The sequence below is a fragment of the Streptomyces sp. Qhu_M48 genome (assembly GCF_051305195.1).
Taxonomy (GTDB): domain Bacteria; phylum Actinomycetota; class Actinomycetes; order Streptomycetales; family Streptomycetaceae; genus Streptomyces.
Map to the genome: position 1 here is coordinate 5,496,826 of NZ_CP195432.1, position 17,449 is coordinate 5,514,274.

Consider the following 17,449-nt stretch of genomic DNA (forward strand, 5'->3'; position numbering starts at 1 on the left):
GTCACTTCTCGCCCTCCCCGATGACATTGACCTGGAGCGAGACGCGGGTGGCGCCGGCCGCGAGCGATCTGCGCAGCAGCGCGTCGACCGCGGTGAGCACCTCGTCGGCGCCGCCTTCCGCCGTGTTGCCGAAGGGGCCGACGTCGACCGCGTCCAGCTCGGCCGACTGGATGACCTCACGGGCCACGACCGCGTGCGCCGGCGCCTCGTCGAGGTCGAACGGCTCGGTCGTGAACTCCACTCTCAAACGCACCATGGCCCCACGCTACGGCCCCGCTCCGGCGCGCGGGAGCCCCGGACCTGCGGGGACCTCTTGACAAGTGTGTCGGGAACCTTGCAACATTCCGTCAGACAGAAACTTACTTCCGCGATACGGAAGGAGCGCCGCCCCTCATGGCCCGCTTCCCAGTAGGCGCAGGCACGGACCAGCGCTTCGATGTGAACCTGTCGATCCTCTTCACGGAACTCCCGCTCCTGGAGCGCCCCGCGGCCGCCGCCGCGGCGGGCTTCACCGCGGTCGAGCTGTGGTGGCCCTGGATCGACACCGCCACCCCCGAGCAGAGCGAGCTCGACGCCCTCAGGAAAGCCCTTGAGGACGCCGGCACCCAGCTGGTGGGCCTGAACTTCTACGCCGGGCAGCTGCCCGGCCCGGACCGCGGAGCCCTCTCCGTGCCCGGGGACGAGTCGGACCGCTTCCGCGCCAACATCGAGGTGGCCGCCGACTTCGCCGCCTCGGTCGGCTGCAAGGCGCTCAACGCGCTCTACGGCAACCGTGTCGAGGGCGTCGACCCGCAGATCCAGGACACCCTCGCCCTGGAGAACCTGGTCCTGGCCGCCCGCGCGGCCGACCGGATCGGCGCGATCCTCCTCGTCGAGACCCTCAACAAGCCGGAGTCGCCGCTCTACCCGCTGGTGAGCGCCCCCTCCGCGATCGAGGTCATCGACAAGGTCAACGCGGCGACCGGACTCGGCAACGCCAAGTTCCTCCTCGACATCTACCACCTGTCGATGAACGGCGAGGACGTCGGCCAGGTCATCGCCGAGTACGCGTCGAAGACCGGCCACGTGCAGATCGCGGACAACCCGGGCCGTGGCGCGCCGGGCACCGGCGACCTGCCGCTCGAACAGCTCCTCGACGAGCTGAAGAAGGCCGGTTACGAGGGCTGGGTCGGCCTGGAGTACAAGGCCGCCGACGCCGCCGCGTCCTTCGAGTGGCTCCCGGCCGAGGCCCGTCCGGCCCACTGACCAGCGACTTCTCCCCGTACCACCTTGTTTTGAGAGGCACCCTCATGAGCAACCTCGCTGATTCCTCCCAGCCCGCCCGCCCGGCGATCGCTTGGATCGGCCTCGGCATCATGGGCTCCCCCATGTCCGAGAACCTGATCAAGGCGGGCTACTCCGTCACCGGCTTCACGCTGGAGCAGGACAAGCTGGACCGCCTCACCGCGGCCGGCGGCACGGCCGCCGCGTCGATCGCGGAGGCCGTCAAGGACGCCGACGTCGTCATCACGATGGTGCCCGCCTCCCCGCAGGTCGAGGCCATCGCCTACGGCCCCGACGGCATCCTGGAGAACGCCCGGCAGGGCGCGCTGATCGTCGACATGTCGTCGATCACCCCGCAGACCTCGGTCGACCTCGCCAAGAACGCCGCCGCCAAGGGCATCCGCGTCATCGACGCCCCGGTCTCCGGCGGCGAGGCCGGCGCCATCGAGGCCGTGCTCTCCATCATGGTCGGCGGCGAGAAGGCCGACTTCGACGAGGCCCTCCCGATCCTGGAGACCCTCGGCAAGACCATCGTCCTGTGCGGCCCGCACGGCTCCGGCCAGACGGTGAAGGCGGCCAACCAGCTGATCGTCGCGGTCAACATCCAGGCCTGCGCCGAGGCCGTCGTCTTCCTGGAGAAGTCCGGTGTGGACCTCCAGGCCGCCCTCGACGTCCTCAACGGCGGCCTGGCCGGCTCGACCGTGCTGACGCGCAAGAAGGACAACTTCCTGAACCGGGACTTCAAGCCCGGCTTCCGGATCGACCTGCACCACAAGGACATGGGCATCGTCACCGACGCCGCCCGCAACGTCGGTGCGGCCCTCCCGGTCGGCGCGGTCGTCGCCCAGCTGGTCGCCTCGCTGCGCGCCCAGGGTGACGGCGGCCTGGACCACTCGGCCCTGCTGCGCGCCGTCGAGCGCCTCTCCGGCCAGCAGGTCTGACCCGTCGCCCCTCTTCCCGGGGCCCCAGATTTCCGGTCGGCGGCGGCGCTGACAACTGTCCTGTCGCGCCCAGGCGCCGCCGCCGACCGGAACACCACACTTCCTTTTCAACAAACTGTTGACGTTATGTTCGGGCCGAATTTACGCTCCACGGACCGTCAGCAGAGCTCCCGTACGGAAGGTCACGATGTCGAAGCGCGTGCTTACGACCGAGTCCGGCGCCCCCGTCGCCGACAACCAGAACTCCGCCACCGCCGGCGTCGGTGGCCCTCTCCTCCTCCAGGACCAGCACCTGCTGGAGAAGCTCGCGCGCTTCAACCGTGAGCGGATCCCGGAGCGCGTGGTGCACGCCCGCGGTTCCGGCGCGTACGGCTACTTCGAGGTGACCGACGACGTCACCGGCTACACCAGCGCGAACTTCCTCGGCGAGGTCGGCAAGCGGACCGAGACGTTCGTCCGCTTCTCCACCGTGGCCGACTCGCTCGGCGGCGCGGACGCGGTCCGCGACCCGCGCGGCTTCGCGCTGAAGTTCTACACCGAAGAGGGCAACTACGACCTCGTCGGCAACAACACCCCGGTGTTCTTCATCAAGGACCCGATCAAGTTCCCCGACTTCATCCACTCGCAGAAGCGCGACCCCTTCACGGGCAGGCAGGAGCCGGACAACGTCTGGGACTTCTGGGCGCACGCCCCCGAGGCCACCCACCAGATCACCTGGCTGTTCGGCGACCGCGGCATCCCGGCCTCGTACCGTCACATGAACGGCTTCGGCTCCCACACCTACCAGTGGACCAACGAGACGGGCGAGGCCTTCTTCGTCAAGTACCACTTCAAGACGAACCAGGGCATCCGCTGCCTCTCCGCCGACCAGGCCGCCGAGCTCGTCGGCAAGGACGCCAACTCGCACCAGACCGACCTGCTCCAGGCGATCGAGCGCGGCGTGAACCCCTCCTGGACCCTGTACGTCCAGGTGATGCCGGCCGCCGAGGCCGCCGAGTACCGCTTCAACCCGTTCGACCTCACCAAGGTGTGGCCGCACGGCGACTACCCGCTGCAGCGCGTGGGCCGCCTGGTCCTCGACCGCAACCCGGACAACGTCTTCGCCGAGGTCGAGCAGGCCGCGTTCTCCCCGAACAACTTCGTCCCGGGCATCGGCCCCTCGCCGGACAAGATGCTCCAGGGCCGCCTCTTCGCCTACGCGGACGCCCACCGCTACCGCCTCGGCGTCAACCACACCCAGCTCGCGGTCAACGCGCCCAAGGCGACCGTGGCGGAGAACTACGGCCGCGACGGCCTCATGGCCACCCGTCAGGGCTCGCGCCACGACAAGAACTACGAGCCCAACTCGTACCAGGGCCCGGCCCAGACCGACGCGGCGCTCTCCGCCCCGCTCGCGATCCACGGCTGGACCGGCACCCACGAGGCGCCGCAGCACACCAAGGACGACGACTTCTTCCAGGCCGGCGAGCTCTACCGCCTGATGTCCGAGGACGAGAAGAAGCGCCTGATCGCCAACATCGCCGGCAGCCTCTCCCAGGTGTCCCGCGAGGACGTCATCGACAGGAATCTCGCGCACTTCGCCGCCGCCGACGCGGAGTACGGCAAGCGCGTGGCGGACGCGGTCAACGCCCTGCGCGACTGATCCGCCCGCAGCACCCAGACTGCGTACGGCACCTGACGGGAGGTCAGTGCCGTGCGTGGTCCGGATCGCCGACCCGGATGAGGGGTGGCCGGCGAACCGGACAAGCGTGAGGACCGCGGCGGCGCCGAGCCAGTGCGGTGGTAAGGGCGTCGGTCCCCCTTCTTGACCTGAAAGAAGAGGACAGCTGATCCGCCCGTCGGCACCGCCGCGGTCCCAACGCCCTTCCCGAGGGGACCCCTTACTGGGAGAACCCTTACGAGGAACCCTCAGAACCCCAAGACTCCGCCCGGCGGTGCGAACGTCCTGTCGCGCCAGCCTCGTGCCGTCGGGCGGTCACAAGGCCGGAGAGCGCGGAACCAGGTTTACGGTCCCTGGTTCCGCGCTCTTCCTGTTCCCCGGTGTACGGCTCCGCAGCGCATCGTTTCTGCGGTGAAGATCGGCACCCGCTCGGAGGAGTGCACCGCGATTCGGGCCCCCGCTCCCCGCGACCGGCGCTATCCACTCGTACGTGATGATCAAGAACCTGATGCGCGGGCTCGCCCCGCTCGCACTCGTCCTGTCCCCGCTGGCCGTCCCCTCCCCCGCCCTCTCCGCGAACGTCGTCCTCCTGCCCGACGCGCTCGCCGAGCTCACCGAGGCGGCCGAGGAACCGGCCGGCTTCCAGGTGAGTGCCTTCCCCCACTGGAACGCGGGCCTCGACCCGGCCGACGGCTGCGACACCCGCTCCGAGGTCCTGCTCACCGAGGCCGTCGAGGCGCCCACGACCGGTGCGGGCTGCGCGCTGACCGGGGGCCGGTGGACCTCGCCCTACGACGGCCAGAGCGTCTCCGACCCGGCCACGCTCCGCGTCGACCACCTCGTCCCGCTCGCGGAGGCCTGGGAGTCGGGGGCCTCCGACTGGACCGCCGACCGGCGCGAGCGTTTCGCCAACGACCAGGGCGCGGCCGCCACCCTCGTCGCCGTCACCGCCCGCAGCCAGCGGGACCGGGCGGGGCGGGACCCGGCCGCCTGGGTGCCCACGGACGCCGCCCGGTACTGCCGGTACCTCGGCGACTGGGTGGGCACCAAGCTGCGCTGGGACCTCTCCGCCGACAAGGACGAGGTCGAGACGCTCAAGCTGTTCGCCGACGGCCCCTGTGAGGACACGGTCGTGATCCGGTCGACGTCACCTCACTGAGCGGGCGCGCCGAGCGGCGGCCCGGCGCGGCCGGCCCCCGGGTCGGCCGCGCCGTCGGACTCGGGACCGGTCTCGGGGGCCTTCCCTGCCGCGGCCCCGCGGTCGGCCCGCGCCAGCAGGAACGTGACGGTGAGCGAGGCGAGCGCGAGCAGCACCATCCCCGTCCGCGGTGACGTGAACTGAGCGAGGGTGCCGGCGAGCGTCGCGCTCACCCCCTGCAGGGCGAGCATCCCCGAGCTGTGCAGACCGAGGGCGTGACCGCTCGACGCCTCCGGCACCAGGGCCATCAGGCGCTCCTGGTGCAGGAGGCTCGCCCCGTACCCGACCGCCGAGACCGTCACCACGAGGAACGCGAGCGGCGGCGCCGGGTCCAGGACGAACAGCAGGAACGGGGCCGCGAGCAGCGCCTGGAGCGGGAACCGGAGCCGGCCGCGCAGCCGGGCCGGTACGAAACGGCCGACGGTGACGTCCCCGACCAGCATCCCGAGCGCTCCGCAGGCGAAGAGGAGCCCGGCGCGCTCGGGGTCGTACGGGACGAAGAGCGACTCGCAGCCCACGATCAGCCCGTTGGGCACCCAGAGGGCGAGGTAGCACCGTCGGCGCGCGGGCGAGGACAGCAGTCGCCGGTTGGTGCGCCAGGTCTCGGCGACCGAGGCGCGCCCGGTGGCGCGCGGCGGGCGCCCCGTGAGGCCGAGGCGGGCGAGGAGCGCGGCGGCCAGGTAGAGCCCCGCGCCGACGAGCACCGCGCCGCGCGGCGCGAGCAGGGCGATCAGGACGCCGCCGGTCACGAAGCCGCCGATCTGGCAGATGCCGACGGCCATGTTCGTCACGGAGCGGCCGATGAGGTACTTCTCCCGGGGCAGGATCTCGTTGAGGAGCCCGTAGCGCACACCGCCGCCGAGCGAGGCCGCGAGGCCCTCGGCGAGGAGGACCGCGAAGACCGCCCAGGTCGGCAGGGTCGGGATCGCCAGGACCGCGGTTCCCAGGGCGAAGAAGAGGGCGAGCCCGGCGATCGTGGCGCGCGGCGGGAGCCGGTCGGCGGCCGAGAGGAGGGTGGTCGCGCCGACCAGTTGGGCGAGGGAGGGGCCGAAGAGCGCGAGGGCGGAGAGGAGCGGGGAGCCGGTCTCGCGGAACACGAGGGTGGCGAGGCCGAGCCCGGCGATGGTCTGGGCGGCGTTGTGGGCGGCACCGGTCAGGAAGAGCGGCGTGAACTCGGGGGTACGGAAGAGCGCGCGGTAGCGGGGCATGCCGGAGAGTCTCCGGGCGGCCCGTCCGCGTCGGTATTGTTTCGCGTGGGGGCGAAAGGACGAGGCGGGTTCCATGGGCTGGTGGCAGATCGGTACGGACTCCCTCGCCGGGAGCCGGTTCGTCGTCTCACCGCTCGCCGAGACGGTGGCGGCCCTGAAGACCCTGGACCTGGCCGTCGGCGCCCACCCGGGCGAGCGGGCCTGGCTGGCGGCGCATCTGCCCGCGTACCGGGAGCGTCTGACCGCCGAGCCGCTCGACGCGCTGCTCGTCCGGGCGGCCCTCGGGCCCACCTGGAACGCGGACTTCCTGACGCCGACGCCGACGGGCGAGAGCGGGCGGTCCTTCGAGGAGGAGGTCGCCGCCGTCCGGGACGCCGAACCCGCCGAAGCAGTACCGCAGTTGGAGGTGGCGGTCGGCGGCCCCGTACCGGAGCCGCTGCGTTCGGCGAGGGATCTTCCGCACCGGATGGCGGGAGTCCTGGAGTGGGTCTGGCGCGAGACGGTGCTGCCCGACTGGCCGCGCCGCCGCCGGGTCCTGGAGGCCGATGTGGTGGCGCGGACCGCGCGGCTGGCCCGGGACGGCTGGGTGGCGGCGCTCGACGAGCTCTCCCCGGGGAAGATGCGCTGGCTGGGCGACGGGCGGCTGCAGGTCAACCCGCGCGCCTATCCGCCGAGACGGCTCGACGGCGGCCGGCTGCTCTTCGTCCCGGTGACGCCGGACCAGGGGTGGGTCTCCTGGGAGGGCTCCGAACGGTACGCGATCGTGTACGCGTGCTCCGGCGCCCTCACGGGCGGGGCGGGCCCGCTCGTACCTGAGGCGCTCGGCGCCCTGCTCGGCGGGGCCCGCGCCGGTGTCCTCGTACGGCTCGAATCGCCGAAGTCCACCAGCCAGTTGGTGGCGCTGACCGGGCAGGGGCTCGGATCGGTGGGGCGCCATCTGAGGGTGCTGCTCGACGCCGGGCTCGTACGGCGGGGACGGGCGGGCCGGTCCGTCCTGTACGAGTGGACGGAGGCGGGCGCGGTGCTCGTCCGGGCCCAGGTGGGAACGAGCGGCGCCTGAGGCCGGGCGTGGGGTGACTCGTGCGAGAGGTGGGCGTGCCGGACGTGGGGTGACTCGTGCCGGAGGTGGGCGTGGGGGCGGCCCCCGTCCCGGTGCTCCTCGGGACGGGGGCCGTGTCGCGGCTCCGGGATCAGACCTGGAGGGCCTTGATCGCGGTCGGCGCGTGGCCGGGCTCCGTCGCGAGCTCCTCGAACTCGGTGACGTCGCTCATGTCGACCGTCTTGCTCATCGCGATGTTGGTGATGCGCTCCAGGATGGCCTCGACGACGACCGGGACCTGGTGCTCGACGGCCAGCTTCTTGGCCTGCTCCAGGGCCTCGCCCAGCTTCTCCGGGTCGGTGACGCGGATCGCCTGGACGCCCAGGCCCTCGGCGACCTTGACGTGGTCGACGCCGTAGACGCCGATCTCCGGGGTGTTGATGTTCTCGAACTCGAGGTTGACCTCGAAGTTGATGCCCAGACCGCCCTGCGCCTGGCGGATCAGGCCCAGGTAGGCGTTGTTCACGAGGACGTGGACGTAGGGGACCTTGTGCTGCGCGGCGACCGCCAGCTCCTCGATCATGAACTGGAAGTCGTAGTCGCCGGAGAGCGCGACGACCGGGGTCTCCGGGTCGGCGGTGGCGGCACCGATCGCGGCCGGGATGGTCCAGCCGAGCGGGCCGGCCTGGCCGCAGTTGATCCAGTGGCGAGGCTTGTAGACGTGCAGGAACTGCGCGGCCGCGATCTGGGAGAGACCGATGGTGGTGACGTAGCGGGTCTCCGGGCCGAAGGCCTTGTTCATCTCCTCGTAGACACGCTGGGGCTTGATCGGGATGTTGTCGAAGTTCGTGCGGCGCTGCAGCGTCGCCTTGCGCTCCTGCGCGGACGCGGCCCAGGCGGAGAAGTCCGGGAGCTCGCCCGCGGCCTTCCACTCCTTGGCGATCTCGACGAAGAGCTCCAGCGCGGCCTTGGCATCGGAGGCGATGCCGTAGTCCGGGGCGAAGATCTTGCCGATCTGGGTGGGCTCGACGTCGACGTGGACGAACTTCCGGCCCTTGGTGTAGGCCTCCATGTTGTAGCCGGTGTGGCGGTTGGCCCAGCGGTTGCCGACACCGAGGACGAAGTCCGACTCCAGGAAGGTCGCGTTGCCGTAGCGGTGCGCGGTCTGGACGCCGACCATGCCGGCGGCGAGCTCGTGGTCGTCGGGGATCGTGCCCCAGCCCATGAGGGTGGAGATGACCGGGATGTTGGTCAGCTCGGCGAACTCGACGAGGAGGTCGGTGGCGTCGGCGTTGATGATGCCGCCGCCGGCGATGATCAGCGGGCGCTCGGACTCCAGGAGGAAGCTCAGCGCCTTCACGGCCTGGGCGCGGCTGGCCTGCGGCTTGTAGACCGGCAGCGGCTCGTACGTCTCCGGGTCGAACTCGATCTCGGTCAGCTGGACGTCGATCGGGAGGTCGATGAGGACCGGGCCGGGACGGCCGGAGCGCATCAGGTGGAAGGCCTGCTGGAAGACGCCGGGGACCTGAGCGGCCTCCAGGACGGTCGTCGCGGCCTTGGTGACCGGCTTGGCGATCGAGGCGATGTCGACGGCCTGGAAGTCCTCCTTGTGGAGCTTCGAGACCGGGGCCTGACCCGTGATGCAGAGGATCGGGATCGAGTCGGCGATCGCCGAGTACAGGCCGGTGATCATGTCGGTGCCGGCCGGGCCGGACGTACCGATGCAGACACCGATGTTGCCGGCCTTGGCCCGGGTGTAGCCCTCGGCCATGTGGGACGCGCCCTCGACGTGGCGGGCCAGGGTGTGGTTGACGCCGCCGACGTTCTTGAGCTCGCGGTAGAAGGGGTTGATCGCCGCGCCGGGGACGCCGAACGCCTGGGTGACGCCTTCGCGCTTGAGGATCTCAACGGCCGCTGCGGCGGCGGTCATACGAGGCATGGGAGTGCTCCTGCTTCGGCCGGGCGGATCCAAGGCCACCGGGTCGGCTCACCGAGCCCGAGGGGCTTGTTTCCGTAATGCGGAAATACTGTTCTGCTATACGGAAGCAATGTAGGTCGGGCTCCGGAGAGCCGTCAAGAGAAGTCCGCTCCACGGGATCGGGGAAGTGGCCGAACACCTCCCCCCGGGACGGCCGATGGGTGGACGATGGGACCGGACGACAGGGGGTTCGTTGTGGGCGAGTCGGTACCGGTGCGCTGCCCGGAATGCCTGAGCACGCAGGCGTACGCGGCACCCGTCTTCCCCTGCGTGTGCGGGAGCCCCGTGGCGCCACCGTTGGCGGCGGGCGCGACGGCGGCACCCATCACGCACCGGAACTGGACCGACGCATGGGTCACCGTCCGCTGCGGTGCCTGCGGCCGGGAGAACGACTGGCCCCACCCGGAACTGGGCTGCTCGTGCGGGACGGTCCTGCGGGTACCGGTACAACCGGTGGACTCCGTGGACTCCGTGGACTCCGTGGACTCGGCGGATTCCGTGGACTCCACGGACTCGGGGACCTCGGTGGCCGGCGTCCCGGGGACGGACCGTGCGGACATCGGCGACGGGGGTGGCCCCCTCGGGCCGGGGCTCGCCGCTCCCGGAGCCGGACTCACCGCGCCCGGAGCGGGGACCGGAGTTCCCGGCGCGGGACTCACCGCGCCCGGAGCGGGTGGAGGCGGTGGCCCCTGGCCGGAAGCGGACGGTTCACGATCCGGAACGGATGCGGGCGGGCCCGGCGCGGACGGAGCGGAGGCGGTCGGATCCGGCGCCGCCGCACCGCGCCGACGGGTCGAGCCCGGCTCGGGGTGGTTCGGGACGGGCCTCACGAAGGGCCGCGAAGACCACACGTCCGTACCCGAAGGCCGTACGTCCGAACCCGACGACCGTACGTCCGCACACGAAGGCCGTACGTCCGAGCCCGAAGCGGGAAGCCCTCGGGCAGGCGGCGCCCCCGCGGACGGCCGTGACTCCGACGCGCTCCGCACGGGACCGGGCGCGCCGCCCTTCCCGGGGGCGCCCCGTACCTTCGCCGAGCGGTATCCCGCGCACATCCCGCTGCCGCCCACCGCGCCGCGCCCGGGGCAGGTGCGTGGCGCCTTCCGGCCCCTGACGATCCGGACCGCGCGGGACGCGGTCGCGGCGGCGGCCGGATACCTGCGCTGGCTGGGGTTCCGGGACGTCGTCCAGCCCGAGGAACGCCCCGCGTCCGGGGTGGACCTGCGGGGGCCGGGGCTCGTCGCGCAGGTGGACCCGAGCACCCGGCCCACCGCGCTGCGGGCCGTCGAGTGCCTGTGGCTCAACGGGCTGAGCGCCTCGGGCGTGAGCGTGTTCTTCTCGCTCGCCGGCTACACCCCGGAAGCCCGCTCCCGGGCCGCCGAGATCGGCCTCCCGCTCTTCGTGCTCGACCTGACCGGAACCCCGCAGCCGGTCAACGACGCCGCCGACGATCTGGCCTCGGGCGGCGCCTGAGGCCCGGAGGCGTACCCCCGCGAGAGCCCCCACAAGACCTCGGCATCCGAAACCGGCCATTCACGCGTGACGATCACGCTCCCCCGGGCACAACACCCTCGGGGGTGGGTGTCATGTCGACGGGGATGTGGTGGTTCATCGGAGTGGCCTGCGGGCAACTGCTGTTGGCCGCCGTGCTGTTGCGAACCCGCAGCCGGGACAGCGGAACGGAGCGCCCGGACGAGGTGCCGCCGCCGCAGGCCCTGGCGCTGCTGCGGGGCGGGCGGCGGGCGGCCGTCACCGTGGCGCTGGTCGCGTTGCACCAGCACGGGGCGGTCGCGGCGGGCCGCAAACATACGATTCGGGCCAACGGCGGGCCGGGCCGCACCCGGGACCCCGTACAGCTGGGGGTCCATGGAGCGCTCCACCGGGCCTTCGCGCTGAGAGATCTCGCGCTGCGCCCCGAGGCGCGGCGGGCGGTCGACGCCCTGCGCGGTGAGCTGCGCGGGGCGGGACTGCTGCGGCCGCCCGCGCGGTGGTGGGCGGCGCGGGCGCTGCTGGGGTGCGTACCGCTGACGGTGGCGGTGGGGGCGTACGCGACGGGGGCGTCCGGCCCGGGGCTGGCCGGGACGCTGGCGGTGGGGGCGCTGCCGGTGCTCGTGGCGACGGTGCTGCTGCGGCTGCCGCCGGCGACCCGGGCGGCGCGGCGGCTGCTCGCCACGCTGCGGGAGCGGCACCCGTTGCCGGCGCACCGGCGCGAGGTGACGGACGGGCGGCTGGTCCAGCTGTACGTGGCGCTGTACGGCGATCCGGCGCTCGCCCTGTTTCTGCCCCGTTTCTCACAGGAGGGCGGCTTGCTCGCCCGGCCCGGGGGCGAGGACCGGAACCGGCCTCCCTGGGAGCGGGGTGCGGGTACGGGCGGCGGCGCGGGGTGAGGCCGCGCCATACTGTCGTATGCGCATCAGAGCGGCCGCTGCGGCCGAACTCCCGCTGCTCCAGGACATCGAACGGGCGGCGGGCGAGCCGTTCCGCACCCTCGGCATGGCGGCGATCGCCGACGACGACCCGCTTCCCCTGGACGTCCTGGAGTCCTACCGCTGTGCGGGCCGGGCGTGGGTGGCGGTGGACGCCGCCGACCGTCCGGTCGCGTACCTCCTGACCGACACGGTCGACGGTGCCGCCCACATCGAGCAGGTGTCGGTGCATCCGGACGCCGCTCGCCGGGGGGTGGGACGGGCGTTGATCGAGCATCTGGCGGTGACCGCCGGGGAGCAGGGTCTGACGGCGCTGACGCTGACGACGTTCACCGAGGTGCCGTGGAACGCCCCCTACTACGCGCGGCTCGGCTTCCGCCCGCTCACCGAGTCGGATCCCGCGCTCACGGAGGGCCTGCGGGCGATCAGCCGGGCGGAGGCCGACCACGGCCTGTCGGTGTGGCCGCGCGTCTGCATGCGCCGGGAGCTGGCCAGCGAGGCGGGGAGCGGGGCGGCGAGTCCGGCCCCGCTCGCGGAGTTGACCTTCACACCGGTGTCAACCGTTAGCGTCCAGCCATGACCCCTGATTCCCCGCGTTCCGCGGACCGATCGTTCCTGTTCGTGCTGGGCAGCTCACGCGCCGACGGCAACACCGGGATACTCGCCAGGGCCGCCGCGGAGGCGCTGCCCGCCGACGTCCCGCGGCGATGGATCGACCTCAACGGACTTCCCCTGCCGGACTTCCAGGACGGGCGCCACGAGGACGGCGACTGGCCGGTCCCGGAGAACGAGCGGATGCTGCGGGAGGCCACGCTGGACGCCACCGACATCGTGATCGCCTCGCCGCTGTACTGGTACACCCTCTCCGCCCAGACCAAGCGCTACCTCGACTACTGGTCGGGCTGGCTCGGGGTTCCCGGCCTGGACTTCAAGAAGAGGATGGCCGGACGGACCCTGTGGGCGGTCGCGGCCATGGCGGACGAGGACGAGGCCGTCGCCGACGGCGTGGTGACCACCCTCCACAACACGGCGGCGTACCTGCGGATGCGTTTCGGCGGGGTCCTGCTCGGCAACGGGTCGCGACCGGGCCAGGTGCGCGGCGACGAGCGGGCGATGGCCCGGGCGAGGACGTTCTTCGAGGGGGAGGCGCGGCCGGCGCTGTTCCCCGCCGAGGAACGGGCGGCGCGGGAGGAACGGGCGGCGCGGGAGGAACGGGCGGCGCGGGAGGAACGGGCGGCGCGGTCCGTGGAGGCGGCGGGCTCCCCGGTCTGACCTCACGGAAAGCCGCGACCCCCGCGACCGCACGCCGACGCGTGGGAGCGGGTACGCGTGGGCGTGCGGCGGTGGGACGCGATCGCGTCAGCTCTTGAGCTTGATGCGGACGCGGTCGAGGGGTGCCGGGGAGATCGTCTTGCGGGCCTTGAGGTAGTCCACGAAGCTCTCGTGGTCGGCGCCGTTGCGGACGGGGGCGGTGTAGCCGGCGAAGGCGCCGTATCCGTCGGCTCCGATGACCGTGTAGGCGAGAGCGGCCACGCGGTAGGTACGAGCGGGGTCGAGCGGCCGGCCGTTGATCCTCACGTCGCCGGGGGCGACGCGATCGCCGACGGGCCGCGCCGGGTCGTAGCTGTACGAGACGTTGCGCGAGACGGCGAGCGGCGCTGACCTCACCGTCCCGTCGGCCTGCTTCTGCCACTGCTGTTCGAGGATCGCGTCGAGCTGACGGCCCTTCACGCTGACGGTGAGGACCGGATTTCCGTAGCCGTAGGCGTTCCAGGACTCGCCGAACAGGATGCGCCCGTCCGCGTCGGCGGGGTGGCTCCCCTTGCCGAACGGCAGGTCGCCCCGGACGGCGTTGCTGCCCTTGGCGGGCCGCGCGGAGATCAGCGCCAGATCGGCCCGCCCCTGACGGGTGCGGTTGGCGTTCCAGTACTGGGCGTCGGCGTACAGGTCGGCCGCCGTGCTCTCCCCCGCGGCGTTCGCCGTACGGGTGAAGGAGCCGGTCTGCCGGGCGAGCGGCTCGGCGAACCGCTGGGCTCCGCGCGCGGCCCAGTAGTCGACGATCTTCTGGACGTCGCGGTCCGGTGCCACGTCACGCGTCACCGCGTGGTTGACGGACCGGGTGCGGTCCCTGAGGACCTCACCGGTCTTCGGATCGAGAGACAGGTTGATCTCGTTGATCACACCGCCGTGGTGGCCCGCCTCGACGATCGGGCGCGGTACGCCGGCCGGGTCGGGCACCATGCAGTTGAAGCGCCAGTGCCAGTCTCCCGTGACGATCGCGTCGATCTCGGCGGGGACCTTCTTGGCCAGTTCGAAGACCGGGCCGAAGACGGAGTCGCACGCGTCGTAGCCCGCGGTGATGTCCGTCGGCGAACCGCCCTCGTGCACGTTGAGGACGATGGCCTCGACACCGCGCCGCTTGAGTTCCCTGGTGTAGCGCTCGATGGTCCGCGCCTGGTCGAGGGCGCGCAACCGCGGCTGGAAGGAGGTCGAGTTGGTGACGGAACCCTCGACCGTGGTGCTGATGAAGCCGACCGGGACCCGCTTGCCGCCGGCGGAGCGGAACCACTCGACCCGGTACGGGTCCACCACCGTGCGACCGGTGCGCGTGTCGACGATGTTGCCCGACTGGAAGTCGAAGTCGGCGCCGTGGAAGCGCCGTCCGGTGGAGTCCGTGAAGCAGCTGTCCACGTCGACCTCGCCGAAGCACCGCCCCTCTTCCATGTGCTGGACGAGGAACTCCGGTGAGACGTCCAGCTCGTGGTTGCCCAGGGCCGAGAAGCGCACGCCGAGCTTGTTGAGCACCTCGACCGTCGGCTCGTCCTGGAAGGCGTCCACTTCGAAGGGCCAGCCGGCGAAGCTGTCACCGGTCGCGAAGGTGACGGAGCGGGGGTGGTCGCCCCGTAACCGCTGGAGGTGGGTGGCGAGATAGGCGGCGCCGCCGACGGTGACCGAGGTCCCGCGCCCGGTGGGGATGGAGCCGCCCTGGCCGGCGGTGGGCGGCTGCAGATAGCCGTGGAAGTCGGTGATGCTGAGGAGTTGGACGTCGACAGTGTCGTCTGCGGCTGCCGGTGAGACGGACAGTGCGCCGCCGAGAAGGGCGGTTCCCGCGGCGATGACGCCGATCCGGCGAAGGAAGTTTCTCAAGGCGATGACTCCTTCGGAGTGGGACGAGCGAACTCATCCCACTCCCCGTCGGTGTCATGGCCATGAACGTCGTACTGCGCTCCAAGGCATGGGGAATGACCGCTTCAGCTATCCCTCGCCGGGCGGGCGCGCGACGGAAACACGGGCCGGCACCCGCCCCAACTGCCGTGGTCCCGGAGCCGAAGACCGCCTGCCGAACGGCCGGCACGACCGGGCGCGGACCGCCCCGGCACGCCGACGCCGGTCGGCGTCCCGCGGCACCGCCGCGGCGTCGGCGGCGTCCCGACCGACGACGACGCCCCGCTCGTCACCCTCGGCATGCGCGAGGCCGCGTACCACCTGCCCGAGGTCCCGGACGCCCCCGCCCGTCTGGTCGCCACCACCACCGACGCGCTGGCCGGCGTGCTCGGCGGGCCGTCCGCGCGCAGGTCATCGTGACGATCGTCGGCGTCCCCGACGGCCGCACCGGTGTCGCCGGCACGGTGGCCTGACGCGCGCGTGCGGGCCGGGGCGGACGTGCGGGCCGGGGCCACCGCTCCGGCCCGCTCACCGGCCCCGGCCCGAACGCCCGCTCAGACCCCGCTCACCGACCCCGGCCCGCGCGCAGCCCGGGCCCGCACGCCCGCTCCGGCCCACCCACCGGCCCCGGAAGACCTCCCGTCACCCCTCCCCCTCCCCGTACCTCTGCCGCAGTTCCACCTTCCGTACCTTGCCGCTCACCGTCATCGGGAACTCCGCGAGGATCTCCACCCTGCGCGGGATCTTGTAGTGGGCGAGCCGGTCGCGGCAGAAGGCGGTGACGTCCTCCAGGGTGGGCGGGGCGGCCGGGTCGCGGGGGATGACGCAGGCCAGGGCCTCCTCTCCGTAGCGCGCGTCGGGGACGCCCGCGACCTGGACGTCGGCGATGCCGGGGTGTCCGTGGAGGAACTCCTCGACCTCGCGGGGGTACACGTTCTCGCCGCCCCGGATGATCATGTCCCTGATGCGGCCGACGATCTGGACATAGCCGTCCTCCCGCATCACCGCGAGGTCCCCGGTGTACATCCAGCGGCCGGGGTCGACCGCCTCCGCGGTCTTCTCCGGTTCGCCCCGAAGGGCTGTACGGCCGTCTCGGGGCCTACCGCACGGCAGAGCCGAACGGCCTCGCTCCGATCCCCCAGACCCGCACACGGGGAGGGGGCCAGCACCCTTACGATCCGGAGGTGTCCCGGAGGGGGACACTCCCCTGGTCAGGCGCCAGCTCCAACCCAGCCCCGCGCGACGGCGCCCCCACTTCGCCGCCGAACGACGAGCGCTTGCTGTGTAGTTGACGATGTTGTAGATTCCTGGGTGCGTGTATCGGCTGGAAACCTGCGCACGCGTCTGACCCTTCCCGAATCCGAAAAGGACGAACTGATCGCATGTGGCCTCGCCGTGACGGCGTGGGCCCAGGAGCTGCCTTGTCGGCTCCTAGCTGGAGACCACACCGATAGGTGAGGTTTGTCTCCATGCAATATGCGTCAGTGATACTCGGGAGGAAACAGCGTGACGTCCAGCGGCACCACCACTATCTGCGCGCACCCGGTTCGCGACATCATCATCGTGATGCTCGTCGGTGTGGTGGCGGGCCTTCTTTCTTTCATCGTCGTCACCGCACTTGGTGGCACTCCTCTTGATGGCCTCACCAAGGCCGGAACCGCGTGCCTCGCGGTTACTGGTGCGGGTCTCATCGTGCTCCAGTACCTCAAGCGCAACTAACGTCCTCGCGAGGGGCGACCGGTCGGGTCGCCCCTCCGACGTGTCAACCTACTCACCGCTCCATGGTGTAGCAGTTCTCGACGAACGGGGTTGCGTTTCCTCTTCGGTACAGGCTTCCGCTCGGGACGGTCGCCCGTCCTCGTCCAGGCCGTGGCGCTCGCGGTAGAGGGCGGCTCCGGCGCTGACGCCTCGTCCCCCGCTACCGACATCGACCCCGCGGGGGCCACCCACGCGGTACACGGGCGCCTCGAAGTGCCCCTTCTCGCGCAGTTGCTGGAGCCGCTGTCCGTCGCCGAGTGGGCGGAGGATGTCGAACTGTGCCTGCCGGATGTTGCGGAGCGTTCCAAGCGTGTCTGTGAGCGCCTTCCACGCCGCAGGCGCCTTACCGCCACGTTGGACAGCTTCCTCAGCAGACCGGGCGCCGTTCAGGTCGGCGGCAGGCTTCTTCACCTCCGCGAGGAACTCCGTCAGTCGCTTGCCGAGCGCTTCAAGGGCCGTCTCCGCGCCGTCGGTCGTCCGCAGGTACTCCAGGTGGTAACGGAGGCTGGTGATGCCCTCGCTGAGCCCCAGCACCTCTGACTCCGCCTCCAGAGCGTCCCTGTGGGCGTCGGCCGCGCGCGACCCGATGTCGTCGGGAAATTCGGCGCCGGCACGCATCGCCGTCACTGCCTCGTCGATCACCTTGCGTCGGGCAACGCTGCGCAACCGGCACCCGAGACGTCACACGCGGGACGCTGGGGGCCCCTGGAGCGAGGCACGCCCCCCTGTGCCCCTCTCCTCTGTTGAGGACACAGCTCCGGGTCTTCCGCCAAGTCGATGCCGGAGCTGTGCCATGTTCGCCGCGCGGTCGCG

14 protein-coding genes and 2 pseudogenes are annotated in these 17,449 nt (G+C 71.8%); 10 read left to right on the plus strand and 6 right to left on the minus strand.

Going from position 1 to position 17,449, the window contains the following annotated elements; genetic code table 11:
* Position 1: 1 nt before the first annotated feature.
* The gene (locus ACRRSS_RS24880; RefSeq protein WP_078627122.1) at positions 2-253 is read right to left on the minus strand and encodes a hypothetical protein; all 252 of its coding nucleotides are present in this window, start codon (positions 251-253) and stop codon (positions 2-4) included.
* Positions 254-393: 140 nt separating this feature from the next.
* Between ACRRSS_RS24880 and ACRRSS_RS24885 the strand changes: the two genes are divergently transcribed.
* The 4 genes from ACRRSS_RS24885 (at position 394) to ACRRSS_RS24900 (ending at position 5,023) form a co-directional block, all read left to right on the plus strand.
* On the plus strand, positions 394-1,245 hold the full coding sequence (locus ACRRSS_RS24885) for a TIM barrel protein (RefSeq protein ID WP_435973338.1): 852 nt from the start codon (positions 394-396) through the stop codon (positions 1,243-1,245).
* A 44-nt stretch (positions 1,246-1,289) separates the two neighbouring features.
* The gene (locus ACRRSS_RS24890) at positions 1,290-2,204 is read left to right on the plus strand and encodes a 2-hydroxy-3-oxopropionate reductase (protein ID WP_435973339.1); all 915 of its coding nucleotides are present in this window, start codon (positions 1,290-1,292) and stop codon (positions 2,202-2,204) included.
* 187 nt (positions 2,205-2,391) lie between these two features.
* A complete protein-coding gene (locus ACRRSS_RS24895; RefSeq protein ID WP_435973340.1) occupies positions 2,392-3,846 on the plus strand; it encodes a catalase in 1,455 nt (484 codons plus the stop codon).
* A 511-nt stretch (positions 3,847-4,357) separates the two neighbouring features.
* Entirely contained in the window at positions 4,358-5,023 is a 666-nt protein-coding gene (locus tag ACRRSS_RS24900; protein WP_435975419.1) for an HNH endonuclease, read from the plus strand.
* Here ACRRSS_RS24900 and ACRRSS_RS24905 read toward each other — a convergent pair.
* On the minus strand, positions 5,017-6,270 hold the full coding sequence (locus ACRRSS_RS24905; RefSeq protein ID WP_435973341.1) for an MFS transporter: 1,254 nt from the start codon (positions 6,268-6,270) through the stop codon (positions 5,017-5,019). The genes ACRRSS_RS24900 and ACRRSS_RS24905 overlap by 7 nt on opposite strands.
* Before the next feature lie 73 nt (positions 6,271-6,343).
* Between ACRRSS_RS24905 and ACRRSS_RS24910 the strand changes: the two genes are divergently transcribed.
* Positions 6,344-7,330, plus strand: coding sequence for an ArsR family transcriptional regulator (locus ACRRSS_RS24910; protein ID WP_435973342.1), 987 nt, complete (start codon positions 6,344-6,346; stop codon positions 7,328-7,330).
* Between the two features lie 130 nt (positions 7,331-7,460).
* Here the strand turns inward: ACRRSS_RS24910 and gcl are convergent, their stop codons facing one another.
* Entirely contained in the window at positions 7,461-9,239 is a 1,779-nt protein-coding gene (gene gcl / locus ACRRSS_RS24915; protein WP_435975420.1) for a glyoxylate carboligase, read from the minus strand.
* 1,092 nt (positions 9,240-10,331) lie between these two features.
* Between gcl and ACRRSS_RS24920 the strand changes: the two are divergent.
* From ACRRSS_RS24920 to ACRRSS_RS24935, 4 genes and pseudogenes are all read left to right on the plus strand, one after another.
* Positions 10,332-10,760, plus strand: a pseudogene (locus ACRRSS_RS24920) (hypothetical protein); the annotation flags it as partial.
* A 113-nt stretch (positions 10,761-10,873) separates the two neighbouring features.
* Entirely contained in the window at positions 10,874-11,674 is an 801-nt protein-coding gene (locus ACRRSS_RS24925) for a TIGR04222 domain-containing membrane protein (protein ID WP_435973343.1), read from the plus strand.
* Between the two features lie 19 nt (positions 11,675-11,693).
* Positions 11,694-12,293: a GNAT family N-acetyltransferase gene (locus ACRRSS_RS24930; protein WP_435973344.1), complete on the plus strand. Its 600-nt coding sequence runs from the start codon at positions 11,694-11,696 to the stop codon at positions 12,291-12,293.
* Positions 12,290-12,985 (plus strand): flavodoxin family protein, encoded by a 696-nt coding sequence (locus ACRRSS_RS24935; RefSeq protein ID WP_435973345.1) that lies wholly within the window; start codon positions 12,290-12,292, stop codon positions 12,983-12,985. Before ACRRSS_RS24930 ends, ACRRSS_RS24935 begins: the two co-directional genes overlap by 4 nt.
* Positions 12,986-13,072: 87 nt before the next feature.
* Here ACRRSS_RS24935 and ACRRSS_RS24940 read toward each other — a convergent pair whose 3' ends face one another.
* Together ACRRSS_RS24940 and ACRRSS_RS24945 are read right to left on the minus strand one after the other, a co-directional pair.
* Positions 13,073-14,860 carry a bifunctional metallophosphatase/5'-nucleotidase gene (locus ACRRSS_RS24940; protein ID WP_435973346.1) on the minus strand — a complete coding sequence of 596 codons (1,788 nt, stop codon included), beginning with the start codon at positions 14,858-14,860 and terminating at the stop codon, positions 13,073-13,075.
* Between the two features lie 660 nt (positions 14,861-15,520).
* A pseudogene (locus tag ACRRSS_RS24945) lies at positions 15,521-15,949 on the minus strand (AMP-binding enzyme); the annotation flags it as partial.
* Positions 15,950-16,384: 435 nt separating this feature from the next.
* Between ACRRSS_RS24945 and ACRRSS_RS24950 the strand changes: the two are divergent.
* Positions 16,385-16,597: a hypothetical protein gene (locus tag ACRRSS_RS24950; protein WP_435973347.1), complete on the plus strand. Its 213-nt coding sequence runs from the start codon at positions 16,385-16,387 to the stop codon at positions 16,595-16,597.
* A 48-nt stretch (positions 16,598-16,645) separates the two neighbouring features.
* Here the strand turns inward: ACRRSS_RS24950 and ACRRSS_RS24955 are convergent, their stop codons facing one another.
* Positions 16,646-17,278 carry a hypothetical protein gene (locus tag ACRRSS_RS24955; RefSeq protein ID WP_435973348.1) on the minus strand — a complete coding sequence of 211 codons (633 nt, stop codon included), beginning with the start codon at positions 17,276-17,278 and terminating at the stop codon, positions 16,646-16,648.
* Positions 17,279-17,449: the final 171 nt, after the last annotated feature.

Coding starts and splice junctions, on each gene's coding strand:
- ACRRSS_RS24885 (WP_435973338.1), top strand. CDS start 394: ATGGCCCGCTTCCCAGTAGGCGCAGGCACGGACCAGCGCTTCGATGTG.
- ACRRSS_RS24890 (WP_435973339.1), top strand. CDS start 1,290: ATGAGCAACCTCGCTGATTCCTCCCAGCCCGCCCGCCCGGCGATCGCT.
- ACRRSS_RS24895 (WP_435973340.1), top strand. CDS start 2,392: ATGTCGAAGCGCGTGCTTACGACCGAGTCCGGCGCCCCCGTCGCCGAC.
- ACRRSS_RS24900 (WP_435975419.1), top strand. CDS start 4,358: ATGATCAAGAACCTGATGCGCGGGCTCGCCCCGCTCGCACTCGTCCTG.
- ACRRSS_RS24905 (WP_435973341.1), bottom strand. CDS start 6,270: ATGCCCCGCTACCGCGCGCTCTTCCGTACCCCCGAGTTCACGCCGCTC.
- ACRRSS_RS24910 (WP_435973342.1), top strand. CDS start 6,344: ATGGGCTGGTGGCAGATCGGTACGGACTCCCTCGCCGGGAGCCGGTTC.
- gcl (WP_435975420.1), bottom strand. CDS start 9,239: ATGACCGCCGCCGCAGCGGCCGTTGAGATCCTCAAGCGCGAAGGCGTC.
- ACRRSS_RS24925 (WP_435973343.1), top strand. CDS start 10,874: ATGTCGACGGGGATGTGGTGGTTCATCGGAGTGGCCTGCGGGCAACTG.
- ACRRSS_RS24930 (WP_435973344.1), top strand. CDS start 11,694: ATGCGCATCAGAGCGGCCGCTGCGGCCGAACTCCCGCTGCTCCAGGAC.
- ACRRSS_RS24935 (WP_435973345.1), top strand. CDS start 12,290: ATGACCCCTGATTCCCCGCGTTCCGCGGACCGATCGTTCCTGTTCGTG.